General features: G+C 60.5%; 12 protein-coding genes and 1 pseudogene. 7 read left to right on the plus strand and 6 right to left on the minus strand.

Annotated features, from left to right (window positions below; genetic code table 11):
- Positions 1-58: 58 nt before the first annotated feature.
- Complete coding sequence (locus H6F58_RS01830; protein ID WP_195180966.1) at positions 59-1,201, plus strand: peptidoglycan bridge formation glycyltransferase FemA/FemB family protein; 1,143 nt, start codon at positions 59-61, stop codon at positions 1,199-1,201.
- A 13-nt stretch (positions 1,202-1,214) separates the two neighbouring features.
- Complete coding sequence (locus H6F58_RS01835) at positions 1,215-2,489, plus strand: carbamoyl-phosphate synthase (RefSeq protein WP_195180967.1); 1,275 nt, start codon at positions 1,215-1,217, stop codon at positions 2,487-2,489.
- 166 nt (positions 2,490-2,655) lie between these two features.
- On the opposite strand, the gene H6F58_RS01840 is transcribed toward H6F58_RS01835, so the two are convergent.
- Entirely contained in the window at positions 2,656-3,528 is an 873-nt protein-coding gene (locus tag H6F58_RS01840) for a 3-hydroxyacyl-CoA dehydrogenase family protein (RefSeq protein ID WP_195180968.1), read from the minus strand.
- Between the two features lie 89 nt (positions 3,529-3,617).
- Here H6F58_RS01840 and H6F58_RS01845 point away from each other — a divergent pair, with 89 nt between their 5' ends.
- A complete protein-coding gene (locus tag H6F58_RS01845) occupies positions 3,618-5,114 on the plus strand; it encodes a TetR/AcrR family transcriptional regulator (RefSeq protein WP_195180969.1) in 1,497 nt (498 codons plus the stop codon).
- A gap of 101 nt (positions 5,115-5,215) precedes the next feature.
- On the opposite strand, the pseudogene H6F58_RS18075 reads toward H6F58_RS01845, so the two are convergent.
- Positions 5,216-5,394, minus strand: a pseudogene (locus tag H6F58_RS18075) (IS3 family transposase); the annotation flags it as partial.
- Between the two features lie 195 nt (positions 5,395-5,589).
- Entirely contained in the window at positions 5,590-6,981 is a 1,392-nt protein-coding gene (locus H6F58_RS01855) for a DUF4232 domain-containing protein (RefSeq protein WP_171919466.1), read from the minus strand.
- A gap of 84 nt (positions 6,982-7,065) precedes the next feature.
- On the opposite strand from H6F58_RS01855, the gene H6F58_RS01860 reads away from it, so the two are divergent.
- On the plus strand, positions 7,066-7,524 hold the full coding sequence (locus tag H6F58_RS01860; RefSeq protein WP_195180970.1) for a GatB/YqeY domain-containing protein: 459 nt from the start codon (positions 7,066-7,068) through the stop codon (positions 7,522-7,524).
- A 150-nt stretch (positions 7,525-7,674) separates the two neighbouring features.
- Here H6F58_RS01860 and H6F58_RS01865 read toward each other — a convergent pair whose 3' ends face one another.
- The 3 genes from H6F58_RS01865 to H6F58_RS01875 form a co-directional block, all read right to left on the minus strand.
- Complete coding sequence (locus tag H6F58_RS01865) at positions 7,675-8,442, minus strand: DUF2786 domain-containing protein (RefSeq protein ID WP_171918904.1); 768 nt, start codon at positions 8,440-8,442, stop codon at positions 7,675-7,677.
- A 415-nt stretch (positions 8,443-8,857) separates the two neighbouring features.
- Complete coding sequence (locus H6F58_RS01870; RefSeq protein ID WP_060702794.1) at positions 8,858-9,526, minus strand: helix-turn-helix domain-containing protein; 669 nt, start codon at positions 9,524-9,526, stop codon at positions 8,858-8,860.
- 195 nt (positions 9,527-9,721) lie between these two features.
- On the minus strand, positions 9,722-11,419 hold the full coding sequence (locus H6F58_RS01875; RefSeq protein WP_195180971.1) for a hypothetical protein: 1,698 nt from the start codon (positions 11,417-11,419) through the stop codon (positions 9,722-9,724).
- 307 nt (positions 11,420-11,726) lie between these two features.
- On the opposite strand from H6F58_RS01875, the gene H6F58_RS01880 reads away from it, so the two are divergent.
- From H6F58_RS01880 to H6F58_RS01890, 3 genes are all read left to right on the plus strand, one after another.
- Positions 11,727-13,634, plus strand: a complete 1,908-nt coding sequence (locus H6F58_RS01880; protein ID WP_195180972.1) for an FAD-dependent monooxygenase — start codon at positions 11,727-11,729, stop codon at positions 13,632-13,634.
- A gap of 360 nt (positions 13,635-13,994) precedes the next feature.
- Positions 13,995-14,672: an Abi family protein gene (locus H6F58_RS01885; RefSeq protein ID WP_195180973.1), complete on the plus strand. Its 678-nt coding sequence runs from the start codon at positions 13,995-13,997 to the stop codon at positions 14,670-14,672.
- Positions 14,673-14,823: 151 nt separating this feature from the next.
- Positions 14,824-15,543, plus strand: a complete 720-nt coding sequence (locus H6F58_RS01890) for an AAA family ATPase (RefSeq protein WP_195180974.1) — start codon at positions 14,824-14,826, stop codon at positions 15,541-15,543.
- The last annotated feature ends 63 nt before the right edge of the window (positions 15,544-15,606 follow it).

Raw genomic sequence — 15,606 nt, forward strand, 5'->3', positions numbered from 1 at the left:
CCCCTGGGGGTATCAAGCCTCCCCGCTTAAGCCCGCGAAGCACGATAGGATTTCACCCGTGAGCCACAACGACCTGCACGTGCGTCCGATTTCCAGCGCCGAACACTCAGCCTTCCTCGAAACCGCCCACGACGTCAGCTTCCTGCAGCGTCCTGAATGGGCCCGGGTCAAGGGCGGGTGGCGTGGTGAATCCCTCGGCTTCTTCGACCAGGACGAACTGGTCGGCGCCGCACTGGTGCTGCACCGGGCCGCCCCCGTGATCAAGAAGACCCTGGCCTACGTTCCCGATGGCCCGGTGATCGACTTCCAGGCCCACCGTGCGGAAAACGTCATCCGCCCGCTGGCCGCCTACCTCAAGAACCGTGGCTCCTTCCAGCTGAAGATGGGCCCGGGCCGGGAAGTGCGCACCTGGGCCGCGGCAGCGGTGCGCAAGAACCTCGGCAAAGAAGGCTTCACCCAGCTGGCCGACCTGGAGCTCAAGAGCAGCTCAGCCCAAGCCCTGGCGCTGAACGACGCCCTGTTGGACCTCGGTTTCACCAAGGAAGACGTCGGGCTGGACTTCGGCGCAGGCCAGCCGGAATTCGTGGCCCGTGTTGCCCTGCAGGATGAGGGCGGCAACCAGTTGGACGTGGAACAGGTCATGGCCAGCTACTCGGCCACCACCCGCAATGAAACCCGCAAGGCACTGAAGAGCACCTTGGAAATCGAGGTGGGCGACACCTCGGATATGGCACGCTTCCATGCCCTGTACAACCACACCGCAGACCGCCAGGAATTCACCGGCCGCCCGCTGGGCTACTTCGAAACCATGCACCGCGTGCTCAACGAAGCGGTGCCAGGATCCTGCACCCTGTACATCGCCAGCAACGAAGGCGTGGATCTGGCGGCCTCCATCGTGATCCGCTCGTCGAACCTGGCCTGGTACCTCTACGGGGCCTCGTCCTCGGAACAGCGCAAGATCTTCGCGCCCAAGGCGATCATGAACCGCATGGTGGAAGACTCCATCGCCGCCGGCTGCCGCTACCTGGACCAGGGCGGCGTCAGCGCCACCTTGGACAAGGAGCACCATCTCTCGGGCCTGACCAAGTTCAAGACCAACACCGGCTGCGACATTGTGCAGACCAATGGCGAATGGGACCTGGCGCTGAACAAGCCGCTGGCCTGGGCCTTCGAAAAGTACATGAACTGGCGCAAGAAGTAGGGAACACAGCACTGTGGCAATTGATCCAACCCAGCCATTTGTCCCCGTCATCCTCGGCGGCGACATCGGCACCTACACCCTGGCCCGCGAATTCTACGAGGCCTACGGGGTCCGTTCGGTAGTGCTGCCCGCCGCAGGCAACGGGGTGATCGAGCATTCGGTGGCCATCGAATTGCGCCCCATCGGCTCCATGGCAGATGAGTCGCGAGTGGTTGCGGCGCTGATCGATCTGGCCGACGAGCTGGCCGCCGATTCGGCCCGCCCGCTGATGCTCTTCGGTTCCCTGGACTTCCACATCATGCTGATCGCCAAGCACCGCGCGCAGCTCGAAGCCCACTTCGTGATTCCCTATCCCGAATTGGAGATTATCGAAGCGGCGGCGCTGAAGGAAAACTTCTACGCGCTCGCCGAACAGCTGGATATCGCCCACCCGCGCACCGCCGTCTACTACCCGGGCACCGAGCTGGAAGCCATGGCCAAGGACTTCACCTACCCGGTGATCGGCAAGCCTTCAAGCTCGGCGGATTGGATCGCCGCGAAGTTCGAGGGCAAGCAGAAAATCCATACCATCAACAACCGCGTCGAGCTGGAGGCACTGTTGTCCAGGATCGACGGCAGCGGCTACACCTCCGGCTACATCCTGCAGGAATACGTTCCCGGCGGCGATGACGCCATGCGATTGTGCACCTACTTCGCCACCCAGGAAGGCAAGGTCATCTTTGCCGGCTATGGCGAAGTGGTCATCGAGGAGCATGCGCCGCTGGTGCTGGGCAACTCGGCAGCCATCGTCACCGGGCAGAACGACCAGATGGCCGCCGACGGTGCCCGCATGCTCGAAGAGCTGGGGTGGCGCGGCATCGCGATGATCGATGCGAAATACGACCGCCGTGACGGGCAGATCAAGTTCTTCGAGATCAACCCGCGCCTTGGCCGCAATCACTTCTACCTCACTGCCGCTGGGGTGAACCCGGCGCGTTTCTACGTCACCGAGTTCCTCGGCGCCGACTTCGACAACTCGGATCCGCACACCGATGCCGTCGTGGAAACCGCCGCTGGGGTGCTGCAGCTGCGCCGCGAGCAGCTGTTCACCGTCTTGCCGCACCACTTGCTGCGCCGATTCCTCGATAGCGGGACCGGTAGGAAAGCGGCCGTGCTGCTCAAGGCCGGCAAGGTCTCCAACCCGTTGAAGTTCTCGGCGGAAAAGAACCCGCGCCGCAAGCTCTACCTGGTCTTGAATGCGGTCAACCACTACCGCAAGTACAAGAAGTTCCCGCCGCGCGCCCAGTAGTTCCTGCGCTGGGGCCGACTGTGCTTACTCGTAACGCGCAGGCACCTGACCCGGCTCATGCAGCCTGTGGCGGTTATTGGAGTACTTGATCCACCACGCCACTTACCGCCTCTAGGCTCGAGGCCAGGCGCTAAGTGGTGTCGGCTTTCGGCAGCCTGCGCATCAACTACGCTTCGTACTTGTAGAAGCCCTCTCCGCTCTTGCTCCCCAGCTTTCCGGCATCCACATAGCTCTTGACCAGGTCGCGTGCGGTGGTGGGAATCCAAGGGGACTCAGCCAGGTAGTGCTCCTCGATGTCTAGCACGATGTCCAGTCCCACCTGGTCCATGAGCTGGAAAGGCCCGGCCGCCAGCCCCATGTTGACGCGCATGATGCCATCAACGTCCTGTGGAGTGCTGACGCCTTCACCGACCACAGCGAGGGACTCGCGCTTGATGGCGGCCCAGATGCGGTTGAAGATGAAGCCGGTGCTCTCCTTGTTGGCAATGAACGGCAGCAGGCCGAAGGCTCTCAGTTCGCGTTCAAGAAATTCGAGGGCTTCTGTGGCTGTTTGGCCGTCGCTCATGAGTTCCACTGCCATGGATGCCGGCGGCATGGCGAAGTGCATGTTCAGCACGCGGTCTGCATGCTGGACCTCGGTAATGACCTCGCGCGAAGCGTAGGACGATGAGTTGGTGGCCAGCAGGGCGTCCGGGTCTGCGATCCGATCCATGGTGCCGAACAACGGGCGCTTGAGGTCCAGGCGCTCCGGGATGGCCTCGATGACCAGCCAGGCGCTGGAGACGGCCTCTTCAATGCTGGCGAAGGTCTCCAGCTGGCCAGCCGCACGGGAGGGCACGGGGTTCAGCTTTTCGCGCAGCTCGGGCGCGGTCTGTGCGACATACTCGGTGGCGTCCTGGCGCTGCTGCTCGGACAGGTCGACGAGGCGTACTGCCGATCCGCCGCTGGCGAAGACCGCCGCAATGCGCCGGCCCAAGGTGCCTCCGCCAACTACAACTACCGGGCGATTCTGGATGTCTGCTGGAACACGGAAAGTCATGTGGTGCAATTCTCCTCAAATTCAGTACACTATGTATTGAATTCATTATGCACCCAAAATTGATGGGTGTGGTCATGAGAGAGGTCACAATGAACGAAACCGTCCGGCGCCGCAGCAACACCCGTGCCCGGCTGATTGAAGCCGCTGAGAGCCTGCTGGCCGAAGCCGGAATGCTTTCCTTCAGCATCGACGCGGTCTGCAAGCAGGCAGGCTTCACCCGGGGCGCTTTCTATTCGAACTTCGGCAGCATCAACGACCTGCTCTTCGCCCTGTATGAGCACAAGACCCGGATCCTGTTTGACGAGCTATCGGCCATGCCGCCCTTCGAACCGGGGATTGATCTGGAAAAAGCCGTCGAGCGCCTGCTGGACGCAGTCCCCTCCGATGCCAACTGGTACGCGCTTCGAGCGGTCTTTGCATTGCAATCGCAGGGCAGCAACGACATTGAGCAGGCGCTGCATGAGCATTCACGGGACCTGCAGCACCGGCTCATGCCGTTTGTCGGCAGCCTGCTGGATGCCGCCGGCCTCGCTCCGGCCATTTCCCTGGCCGAAACCACGCAAATTGTCATCGCCGCCCATGTGGGAGCTGTACTCCAAGGAGCCCTCGTGGAGAACAAAGATGAACTTCGCCGCAATTCCATGCTTTCGGCACTGCATGGCGCCGCCGACCTGGAACCAGCAGACCGCACCCTGTACGCACTGAGCGCCGTCCCGGGAGGAATCCTGAAGGTTGACACCGCCAGCGGCGACACCGCTACTTTAGTTGAATCTCTGAGCGTGGTCCCTGACGGCGTAGTCCTGGACCGCGAAAACAACGAACTGGTCTTCACCCACATGGGCGAGCCTGACGAGGAACCGGTCAACGGCAGCGAGCCTCCGTTCTACCAGCGCAACGGCGGCATCCGCGCCCTGTCTCTGGAAACCGGAGCCATTCGCACCGTGGTTGAGGATGGAGCTTTCACCACCGGAAAGCAGCTGGCCCGCGATGCCGCAACCGGCCGGCTGTACTGGTCGGACCGCGAAGACCACGGCGTCTACCGCTGCGAAGCCGATGGCAGCAACATCACTGCGCTGGTGCGCACCTCCGGCTCCACCCCGAGCGAAATCGAAGATCAATGCGTTGGTGTGGCCGTGGATGCTGTCAACGGCTATCTCTACTGGACCCAGAAGGGCGAAGCCAAGGGCGGACAGGGACGTATCCTGCGAGCCGGGCTGGAGCTGCCCGAAGGCGCCGACGCCGCGCAGCGCACCGATATCGAACTGCTCTGGGAAAACCTGCCAGAACCAATCGATCTGGAACTGGAATTGGACTCCAACCTGCTCTACTGGACCGACCGTGGCGCCGAGCCGGATGGCAACACGCTGAACCGTGCGCAGATCCCGGCCGCCGGCGATCGCGGTGGTGTCGTTGAGGTTGTGGCTCGCGGGTTCAAGGAAGCTATCGGGCTGGCGTTGGATCATGGGCGCGGGGTGGCGTTCGTGTCTGATCTGGGCGGGCACGTTTATGAGGTGTCGTTGGCTTCGGGGCAGGTCCGTGTAGTGCTTTCGGGTTCGGCGATGCTTACCGGTGTTGTGCTGGGCTAATTGGTTTTTGCTAGCGGCAGGCCCGCATCTTCTGGGCGGAAGGCGCGGGCCAGCAATCCAAGTTGTTGAGACAGGCGCTTTGATTTTTCTCTTCGGCATCGTTCCAGCAGTGCCCGGGGGCTGAGCCGATCGTCGGCGGCATGCTGCCGTTTCCGGTTGCATCAAACCTCGACGAACTCGACCACCGCGTTCCTGGCAGCAATCCTGGCAGCGAAAGCCCGATGGCGATGCATCTCGTTCTTGAGCGTGGAAACGTCAACTCCGCGACCGCGTTAATCCAGGCCGGTTACACCGTCTATCGGGATATCTGGTCCTGGGTGGAGCTTGGTTGGCACACGCAGCGACCTCGCTATCATCTGTTGCGCCGATACCTCGATAGCGGGACCGGCAAGAAGGCCGCCGTGCTGCTCAAGGCCGGCACGGTCTCCAACCCGTTGAAGTTCCCGCCGCGCGCCCAGTAACTCCTGCGCTTCGCTTAAGGCCGTGCTCCAGGCGACTGCTGGCCGGCCGTGCCAGGCGCCGGCCAGCCATCCAGGGCTTGAAGCCACGGGCTTTGGGAGATCTCGCCGCCGTCGAGAATATCGAGGCTCGTGGCAGAGCCCTCAACTTCGGGGACAAGCTCGGTGGGCTCGAATCCGGCAGCTGCCGCTATGTCCAGCGAGGTCGTCGCATCTGGATCATTCGCGGTGGACATGGCTTTCCACTTCAGCGCCGAGAGGATGCTTTCGCCGGCGGGGATAACCACACGCTCGGATTGAATGCTGGCCATCGGTGCCAGGCTGACATCTTGTTGTGCCTGGCCCTGGGAGTTGCGGAATTGAACCTGCGGGTAACCTTCGACGGCGCACGGAGCCGTTGAGATGTTCTTGGCGTAGACAGCCATGTACCTTGAACCCAACGCGGCATCTGGGGAGCCAAGAGCTAGTTCCAAATCGTTCTCGGTGCAGGCTGGGGCAGCGGGATCTTGGGGCCAAGCTGCCACATTGTCGGGCAGCCGCGCCGGACGGGCGATGAGCTCTTCGGGCAGTTTCCCGCCAACCCAGCCTTCGATGACGTCTGAGTAGCCAGCATTGCTCAGGGTGAATGCCACTGGTTGTTCCAGTGGAGCATGCTTGGCGAGCCATTTTTTGATCCGGCCGGTGTCTTCCGAGCCTGCCTCAGCGGTGGTGTGCACCGACAGGCCGCTGGAATCAAATACTGCGCTGTCAACGGCATCCAGAGCCGCTGCTTCCAAGGCCAGATCAAACTCGGCGGGATCCAATCGCTGATCAGAGCTATAGATCAGTGAAGAGTCTTCCAGCCGCAAGGAGACCGGTTCGTCATGCTCGGCTGCATAGCCGCCCAGAACCTTCATCCCTTGGATATCCTTGGCTACCGCGGATCCCTGGCCCACGCTGTCGGCACCGAGCTGGCGCAGGGAGAACGCTTGGATTATTTGCTCTTTGACGTTCTCGCTGTCCGACACATCCAGCGGGTACAGCGCCAGATTTGGGACGTCCGAATCCTGTGGTTCTCCGGCAACAAAACGAATGGAACTGTACACCTTGGATTGCTGGCCGATAAAGGCCTGTATGCGGGATGAAGCCCAATGCGCGATGTCGCCGGCCTGCTCAGGCGCCAGATGCTCATCGAGTTTCACCGTCCATGACGCTTGCGAGGAGTTTCCGTCCTTGGCGTCAACAGAGGTGATTTCATGCTCGACGCTGGTCGAGTCGATCCCTTCCCTCTGATCCAATTGCGCAGCGAGAGCACAATACTCCTTGGGAGCATCGCAGGAGTTGAACGCATCCCAGGGCTTCCAGATCAGCACGATGACCACCGCAAGGATCAGAGCCGTGATCATCGCTCCAAGGCGCAGTGGTTTCATTTAGCTACCGTACCAACACGACCACTGGATCGCAGGGGCCAGCGGGTAGAGTTTCAACCACACGTACTTTGAAAGCGAGACCCCATGAGTTTGAAAGATCGCCTGCGCGAAGACAGCATCGTCCACCTGAAGGCAGGCAACGAGCTGGAGAAAACCACTCTGCGCAATATCCTCAGTGCCATTGGCACCAAGGAGAAGTCGGGCAAAAACCCTAGCGAACTCAACGACCAGGATGTCGAGAACCTGTTGCGCAAGGAAGTGGGCAACCGCGAGGAAACTGCGCAGCTGGCAGCCAAGGATGGGCGAACGGAACTGGCAGATCGCGAGCTGGCAGAGGCTGCGTTCATTTCTACCTACCTCCCAAAAATGCTTGACGAGGCAGAAGCCCGGGGCATCGTAGATAGGGTGATGGCCGAACTAGCAGCAGATCATGAGCTGTCCATGAAGGATATGGGCCAGGCGATGAAATTGGTCGGCGCCGAAATCGCTGGCCGCTTTGACGGCAAGGCTGTCTCGCAGATGGTTCGCGCCAAGCTCGGGTAATCGTCAGCTGGCATGAAGGGTCGTTCTTCGGAGCGGCCCTTTGCTGTACCTTCAGCTTTCACGGACGAGCGAGTTGGATTCCTTCCATTGAAAATTTCCACTTAGAGAATCTAATTGGGAATTTTGGGGTGGGATTTCGAGTAAGAAGCCTTAGCTGGCTACTTCTCCTGCGGTCCCGTTGGACTCGACGTCTTTTCCAAAACCAAGATCGGCCCTGCTACCGGCGACCCGTCCAGCTAGGGCGGCGTTCAAGCTGCCGGTGGCAGCACGATTTCGGCTGCGCCGCAGGGAGGGATATTTGCTGCTGACAAAGTCGTCCACCTGTTCCTTGCGGCTCACCAATACCAGTTCGGTACCGCTGCCGCCCTGCTGGCTTTCTTCCCGGTAGAGCCCGCTGATGCGTTCTGCCACCTGGAGGTAAAAACTGCGCTGGAACTCGCGGCGCTCAATGACCTTCTCGGAATCGGTTCGATCCCAGGCCACATACTTTCCTTCTTCGCTCCACCAATGGCTCATCGCCAGGCTTGCCTGGATCACCAGCGAAGAGAAGAGGCTCTTGACGGTGCTCACATCGGACTCGTGGCCGATGACGTACAGGCGGCAGAAGTTCGAATAGTTCGTTTGCAACAGGGTTACGGTTCTGAAGGCATGGCCTACCGAAGACAGCCCATCGCGCTGGCCCAGCCGGTAGGTGCCGCGCATATCGAAGTGCTCTTCAATGATCGGCTCTTTCTTCTTGCCAGGACCGGTGGGCTGCGCGTCCAGTTCAGCACGTCCAATGCCATAGCGAACCATGAGCCGCTCGGCGTGTTCTTGGAAGGTTTGGGCCTCTGCAGGGAAATTGGTATTTTCCGCCTTGTTCAGCAGCAGCGCAATCCGTTCCTTCAGCCGCTGGAGCTTTTGTTCAGAGGTGCTCATGACATCTTCTTTCCGGGCAGTGCGATGGGTAGCGAATCGGCTTGTGCTGGTTCACGGCACCAGTGTTGCAGGTCATCGGGAATGCTGCTTGGCCGGGTGTGGGTAACTGTTTGGAAACGACTCTAGCCGGTGCTGTGATCCGCGCGTAGAGTGAAGGCACCAAGCAGGTCCAGCACGCCCCGGGTCCTTGATTCGAGGCTGGTTTAAGAGAGGTTCTGATGGGTGATTTTCGGACATACACCATGGAAGAGCGGGCCACTTACCTCGCTCCTTCATGCGAGCGTTGCGGACAGCATCGTCACGTGGTGTGGGAAAAAGTCGAAGGTACGGAAACCTACAAGCCGCGTGATGCCGGATGCTCCAATGAAGCCTGCACCGCGTAGGCAATAACCAGTACAACCCATCGCTCAGGTATTTACTTCGGCCGGATTCCCAGAGCAGCAGAGATGCGCTCGGAGGCTGTGGTGAGTACCTGGGCGATATGGTTTTCATCCAATTCCAGCGGTGGATAGATTACCGCAACGGCCGCCGGCTTGTCCTGTGGCAGCAGCAAGGGGACCGCGATGGAGTGCAGTCCCGGGATGACCTCGTCGTGGCTGGATTCGAAGTCCTTGGCCGGGTATTGCACCGGATTGATTTGCGAGCGGATGACCCGTCCGGGTGCCCCGTTGTCAATGGGATGGCGCGTACCGGGGCGCTGGGCCACAGTGGCATCGGCCATTCGGGGCTCGGCCGTGCTCAACGTGACCGCGGCTTCGCCGTCAAAAACCACCAGCAGGGCAGTCATTCGAAGCTCGTCTGACACCGCTGCCAGGTGCGGGGCAGCTGCCGACTGCAGGGATTTGGCGACATTGCGTGCCAAGGCGCCCAGGCGTGCACCCAGTTCCAAATCACCGGAAGGCATGCGCTCGACAAAGCCGTACTGCTCGAAGGTCTTGACCAGGCGGTAGGCCATGGAGCGGTGAATTCCAAGTTGCGCGGCTAGTTCGGCAACGCTCAGCGGTGCCGTGGATTCGCCAATGAGGGTCAGCGCTTCGAGCCCGCGGCCCAAGGTCTGGGACCCGCCTTCGGTGGATTTGGTCATTGCTTCATCATTTCATCCCACCTGCCGTTAGCCCGGCAAGGTACTGCTTCACGTGATCTATTTCTAGCTCACAGCCTAGCCCAATGCCCCGATGCTGATTGGCAGGACTGCCGGGGCGATAGGCAACGGAAGGCAGGCTGCACGGTGCAGCCTGCCTTCCGTTATCAGCGCCCCTGCGCGGGGTCGCTACTGGAACTAGCGGATCGGTGGATCAGCCGGCAGCAGGTGGTCGCCGGTGCGATCCGTGGCCAAGGCCAGCGAAGAAATGTACTGCAGTTCTCCATTCGGGCCGGGCACCGCGGAGGCCAGCATGTCCGGGCGCTCGAAGCGCAGGCCGGTGACACAGCAGGTGTACAGCTCGTCGCTCGGGTTGCCTTCGGCGTCCAGCAGCGGGCTGTCGATGCCGTCATCGCTGCGGCGCAGGTAGTAGCGGCCCTTGGTGGCGATGGCCAGCAGCGGTGGCATCAAGAGCGCCAGGCCCACGGCCACCAGCGGGCTGAACGGCTGGATCTGCTCGCCGAGCAGCCCGAAGAACACGGCGATCGAGGCGATGGCAGAGGCGAGCATCGAGATGAAGCCCACCGGGTTGACCGCGTAGAGCATGCCGCGGCGGAATTCCGGCACCTTGGGGGAGAGCTTCAGCAGGTACTTGTTGATGGCGATGTCGCTGGCCACCGTGACCACCCAGGCCATCGCGCAGTTCGCGTAGAAGCCCAGCACGGTATTGAGGAAGTCGAACATGTTCGCTTCCATCAGGATCAGCGCGATGCCCAGGTTGACCAGTACGAACACCATGCGTCCTGGATAGGTCTTGGTCACGCGGGTAAAGGAGTTGGTCCAAGCCAGCGAACCGGAGTACGCGTTGGTGACGTTGATCTTGATCTGCGAGATGACCACCAGGACGACGGCCAGGCTCATGGCCAGCCATGCCGGCATCATTTCGCGGTAGACGCCCAGGAACTGGTGCACCGGCTCGTTGGCGGTGGCCGAGGCCTGAGGGTCCAGCGTGGCGATCAGGTAGACGGCGATGAACATGCCGGTGATCTGCTTGATGGCACCGAAGATGACCCAGCCCGGGCCGCCAAGAATCACCGCAGTCCACCAGCTGCGCGCGTTGGCGGCGGTTTTGGGAGGCATGAAACGCAGGTAGTCGATCTGTTCGGCGATCTGCGCCATCAGCGAGAGGCAGACACCGGCTGCCAGCATGGCCGACGCGAAGTTCACGCCCTCGCCGGTGCCCTGCTCGCCGGCATAGTTGACGAATGTCTCCACGGATTCCGGGTGGGTGGCCACGAGGTACACCATGGGCACAACCATCAGGATCAGCCACAGCGGGGTGGTCCATACCTGCAGCTTGGCCAGGGTTTTCATCCCGTAAATGACCAGCGGGATGACCATGAGGGTTGAAATCGCGTAGCCCAGCGGCTTGGGGATCCCGAGTCCCAGTTCCAGGCCCTGGGCCATGATGGCGCCTTCCAGGGCGAAGAAGATAAAGGTGAAGGTGGCAAAAATGACGTTGGTGACGATCGAACCGTAGTAGCCGAACCCCGAGCCGCGGGTGATCAGATCCAGGTCGAGGTTGTAGCGGGCGGCATAGTAGGCCAGCGGGAATCCGGTGGCGAAGATGATCAGCGCCGCGATCAATACGCCGGTGATGGCGCTCGCCGTGCCGTGGGCCAGGGCGATATTCGCGCCGATGGAGAAGTCCGCCAGGTAGGCAATTCCGCCCAGTGCGCTGGTGGCCACCACCGAGGGCACCCAGCGCCGATAGGAGCGCGGGGCGAAACGCAGGGTGTAGTCCTCCAGGGACTCCTTGGCGGCATTCAATTGCCCCTGGGTGGTGCCGTCGGCAAGGCTGGCCGGTGCCTGCTGTTGTTCATTCGTCGCTGTCATGTGCATCAGCCTAGTGAGCGCATGTTTCACCGGCCTCGGCCGTTCTGTGTCCGGCAGGTAAACAGGATCTCACCACGTGAACCGGGGGTTACAGGGGTATTGAAGTGGCCCTGTGAAGATGATTTCAGATCCTTGGGCGCACCTGTTTTCCCAGTTCAGTTCACCTATCATTTGTGGCATCGCAGAAAAATGCCGCTGGCCATGGTGCGCGAGGGGCAAGTAAAGCTACACTTGTTTCTATAGTTAGAACAGTGTCGCAACTATAGAGATAATGAAGTTTTTGTGGCACGGACCTAGGAGTCACACCATGCAGATTCACCACCGGGGATACGTCTCGGGAGATCCACGCGTCAAGGAAGCCGCCGGCTACGGGATCAACCGGGCAGCAGAAATTCCCGACGAAATGGATGTGCTGATTGTCGGCACCGGACCGGCGGCCTCCGTGGTGACCGCGCAGCTCTCCCGTTTCCCCAGCATCAACGTGCGCGCCATCGAAATGCGCCCCGGACGGCTGGAAGTTGGCCAGGCCGATGGCATCCAGGCCCGCTCGGTGGAAACCTTCCAGGCCTTTGGCTTTGCCAACGAGGTCATTGAAGAGGCCTACCGCAATGTCGAGATGTGCTTCTGGACCCCGGATCCCGAAAACCCGGCGAACATCAAGCGCCACTCGCGCGCCGCCGACGATGCCACCGGGATGAGCGAATTCCCGCATATCTACGTGAACCAGTCGCGCATCCTGGACTACTTCCTGCGCGACGCGGAACGCGCTCCGGGCAAGGTCACTCCGGACTACGGGGTGGAATACCTCGGCTGCGAGATCGACCCTGGCGCCGAATACCCGGTCTCCGCGCACATCAAGTACGTGGCCGGAGAACGCGCTGGCGAAGAACGCACCGTGAAGGCCAAATACCTGGTCGGCGGCGACGGTGCCCGCAGCCAGGTGCGCCGCTCGCTGGGCCACAAGCTGCACGGCGACGCGGCCCTGCATGCCTGGGGCGTCATGGACGTCATGGTCAACACCGACTTCCCGGACATCCAGGTCAAGTGCTCCATCCAGTCCCATGAGGCGGGCAACATCCTGCTCATCCCGCGCGAAGGCGGCTATCTGGTCCGCTTCTACGTGGACCTGGGCGAACTGACCGCGGAAGATGCCGGGGCCATCCGCAACACCCCGGTGGAAGAGATCGTGGCCACCGCCAATCGCATCATCCACCCTTACACCATGGACGTGAAGAACGTCGCCTGGTTCTCGGTCTACGAGGTCGCCCACCGCATCACCGACGGCTTTGACGATGTGGAAGACCACGAGCGCGGCACCCGCTGCGCCCGGGCTTTCATCATGGGCGACGCCTGCCACACACACTCGGCCAAGGCCGGCCAGGGCATGAACGTGTCCATCCAGGACGGCTTCAACCTCGGCTGGAAGCTGGCCGCCGTGCTCGAAGGCCGCGCCCCGGACGCGCTGCTGGATACCTACGCCGAGGAGCGCAAGGTCATCGCGCAGAACCTCATCGACTTCGACAAGGAATGGTCGACCCTGATGGCCAAGTCCGTGGATGACTGGGAAGACCCGGATGAACTGGAGAAGTACTACACCAAGACCCAGGAATTCCCTGCCGGCTTCATGACCCAGTACACCGAATCGGCCATCACCACCGGGCTGGAGCACCAGGATCTGGCACCCGGCTTCCCGGTGGGCAAGCGCTTCAAATCGGCTGAAGTGATCCGTCGTTCCGATAACCGCTGGCGCCATCTGGGCCACTTCCATGAGGCCGACGGACGGTGGCGGGTCTACGCCTTCGCCGATGCTGCAGCTCCTGCCTTGGAAGGCACCGCCATGGCCGACTTCGCGGCCTGGTGGGAAAAGGATCCTGCGTCCCCGCGCAACCGCTACACTCCAGCCGGGGTGGATCAGGATGCGGTCTTTGATGCCAAGGCCATCTACCAGCAGGACTACACCGAGGTAGAACTGCACGACGTGCCGAAGATCTTCCAGCCGCTGAAGGTCCCCTACGGACTGCACGATATCAACCAGGTTTTCGCTGCCGGCCACGGACGCGATATCTTCCGCGACCGCGAGATCAGCAAGGACGGCGCCATCGTAATTGTCCGACCGGACCAGTATGTTGCTGGCATCTTCCCGCTGGATGCCCGTGAGGAAATTAGCGAGTTCTTCGCCGGGAATATGCTGCCGGTAAGCGGTAGCAATTCCTGATCTGACGTGAGAATCTGACACGTAGGATTATCTCTCAGCACCGCTTGCCCCATGAGAAATGCATGGAGCAAGCGGCGCTGCTGATTTCGGAGGCTGACACATAGCCACAGCATGATCGAGCCACGCCCCGGCCGAAATATCTGAGGAGAACGCAGTGCAGATCCGTGGTGCCAGTTCAAAACGGCGTTGAAACCATCCAGGGCTATTTATGCCCACAATTTGAGGCTTGCCCCGATCAAAGGGTCATCACCCTGAGAACATGAATTAAAAGCAGAATCCCGGCCGTGTGATCGGTCTATTGAAAAGACTACAGGGACGGTTCCGGGATGTTCTCTTCAATTCTAGACGAGGTGGGTATCGATGGCCAGCCTGCAATCCTGGGACTTTTACGAGTTTCACTTTGGAGCAGCACGTCTCAAGCACTATCTAATTGAATGCCATGACGTTCAAAGCCAGGCAATGCTTCTTTATAGATGGAACTCCGATATCTCCGCCGCATTTTGGGAATCCCTAGGCCACTTAGAAGTGGGACTGAGAAATGCCATTGACCGACAGATGAACTTACGGCATGAGGCAAAAGGACGACCAGGAAATTGGATTTTCGATGAGTCCAGGGAGCTAGGACGCGACTCAGGCAAGGGACACCGAGCTCATGCTTATCCATATGCCGATATTGAATTAGCTATTTCTCGGGTGCGTAGGAACCGTATGCCTTTGGCCCCGGGGCAGATCATCTCTGAAATCTCGTTCGGCTTCTGGCACCAAATGGTTTCAAAAGGTCAGATGTTCCTCTGGCCGGACCTCGCTGGGGCTTTCCCATATATGAAAGGACGCAATCAACTGCTAGTCAGCTCCAAAGTTGGCGCACTACGAGACCTGCGAAACAGGATTGGGCATCACCATCGAATCTGGACCTCAGACCTAGAGCAAAGATTTGAGGACCTCGTAGCCTTGGCCGGTTATATACATCCAGATTTTAGGCACTGGATCAATGTTGAAAGCGATGTGCCACTTATCCTGTCGAAACGACCCAAATAACGCTGGCCTATGTCATGCGGCCGATCGTGCACTCATCCAGCGCCAACCTCCATATGCTGGTAACGAATGTGGACTGGGCCCGCAAGATGCAGCCCCAGCCCCGTACGACCAGCAACTCGTCCTGTCGTGCGGGGCTGATACTCTCTGGGGCATGAACGCGTTCTTTGATTCCTTGCCGGTGCGACGCATCGCCGAGCATCCCAAAGCACCCATGGACCGCACCGATTGGGCGGCACAGGTCCCGGCGGTGCGCCAGATCCTTGATGAAGGACTGGAACTGGGGCAGCTGACAGTGCTGGTCGGTGAAAACGGGGCCGGCAAATCTACGCTGGTTGAAGGCATCGCCGCCGCTTTCGGGTTGAATCCCGAGGGCGGAACCCGCAACTCCATGCACCAAACCCAAATGACCGAGTCAGGCTTGTCGTCGCACCTGCAACTGGAACGCGGCGCAGGCGCCTCCAAGGCCGGAGTCTTCTTGCGGGCCGAAACCATGCACGGGCTCTTCACCTATCTGGGGTCCATTGGCTCGCGCGGCAAGCACAATTTCCAAAGCCATGGCGAATCCTTTATCGAGTTCTTCACTGAACGCTCCAGCGTCAACGGCCTCTGGGTTTTCGACGAAGCCGAATCAGCGCTCTCCTTCAACGGCTGCCTGATGCTGCTTTCGCACATTTCCGATCTGTTGCGCAGCGGATCCCAAGTCATCCTTTCCACCCATTCGCCTATTCTTGCCTCGCTGCCGCAGGCAAAAATCTATGAAATCGGCCAGTGGGGGATTCGCCCGGCAAGTTATGACGAATTGGAAATGGTCAGCAACTGGCGCTTGTTCCTCGATGCGCCAGGGCGCTACCTACGACACTTCGACGCCTGAGTTCATCGAAACAACACTCGGTTATTGAGGCAGGCGCTCTTCCCCTAAGCTTTTAATCAAAGG

Source organism: Glutamicibacter sp. FBE19 (genome assembly GCF_015524875.1).
In the GTDB taxonomy this organism is placed as follows: Bacteria; Actinomycetota; Actinomycetes; order Actinomycetales; family Micrococcaceae; genus Glutamicibacter; species Glutamicibacter halophytocola.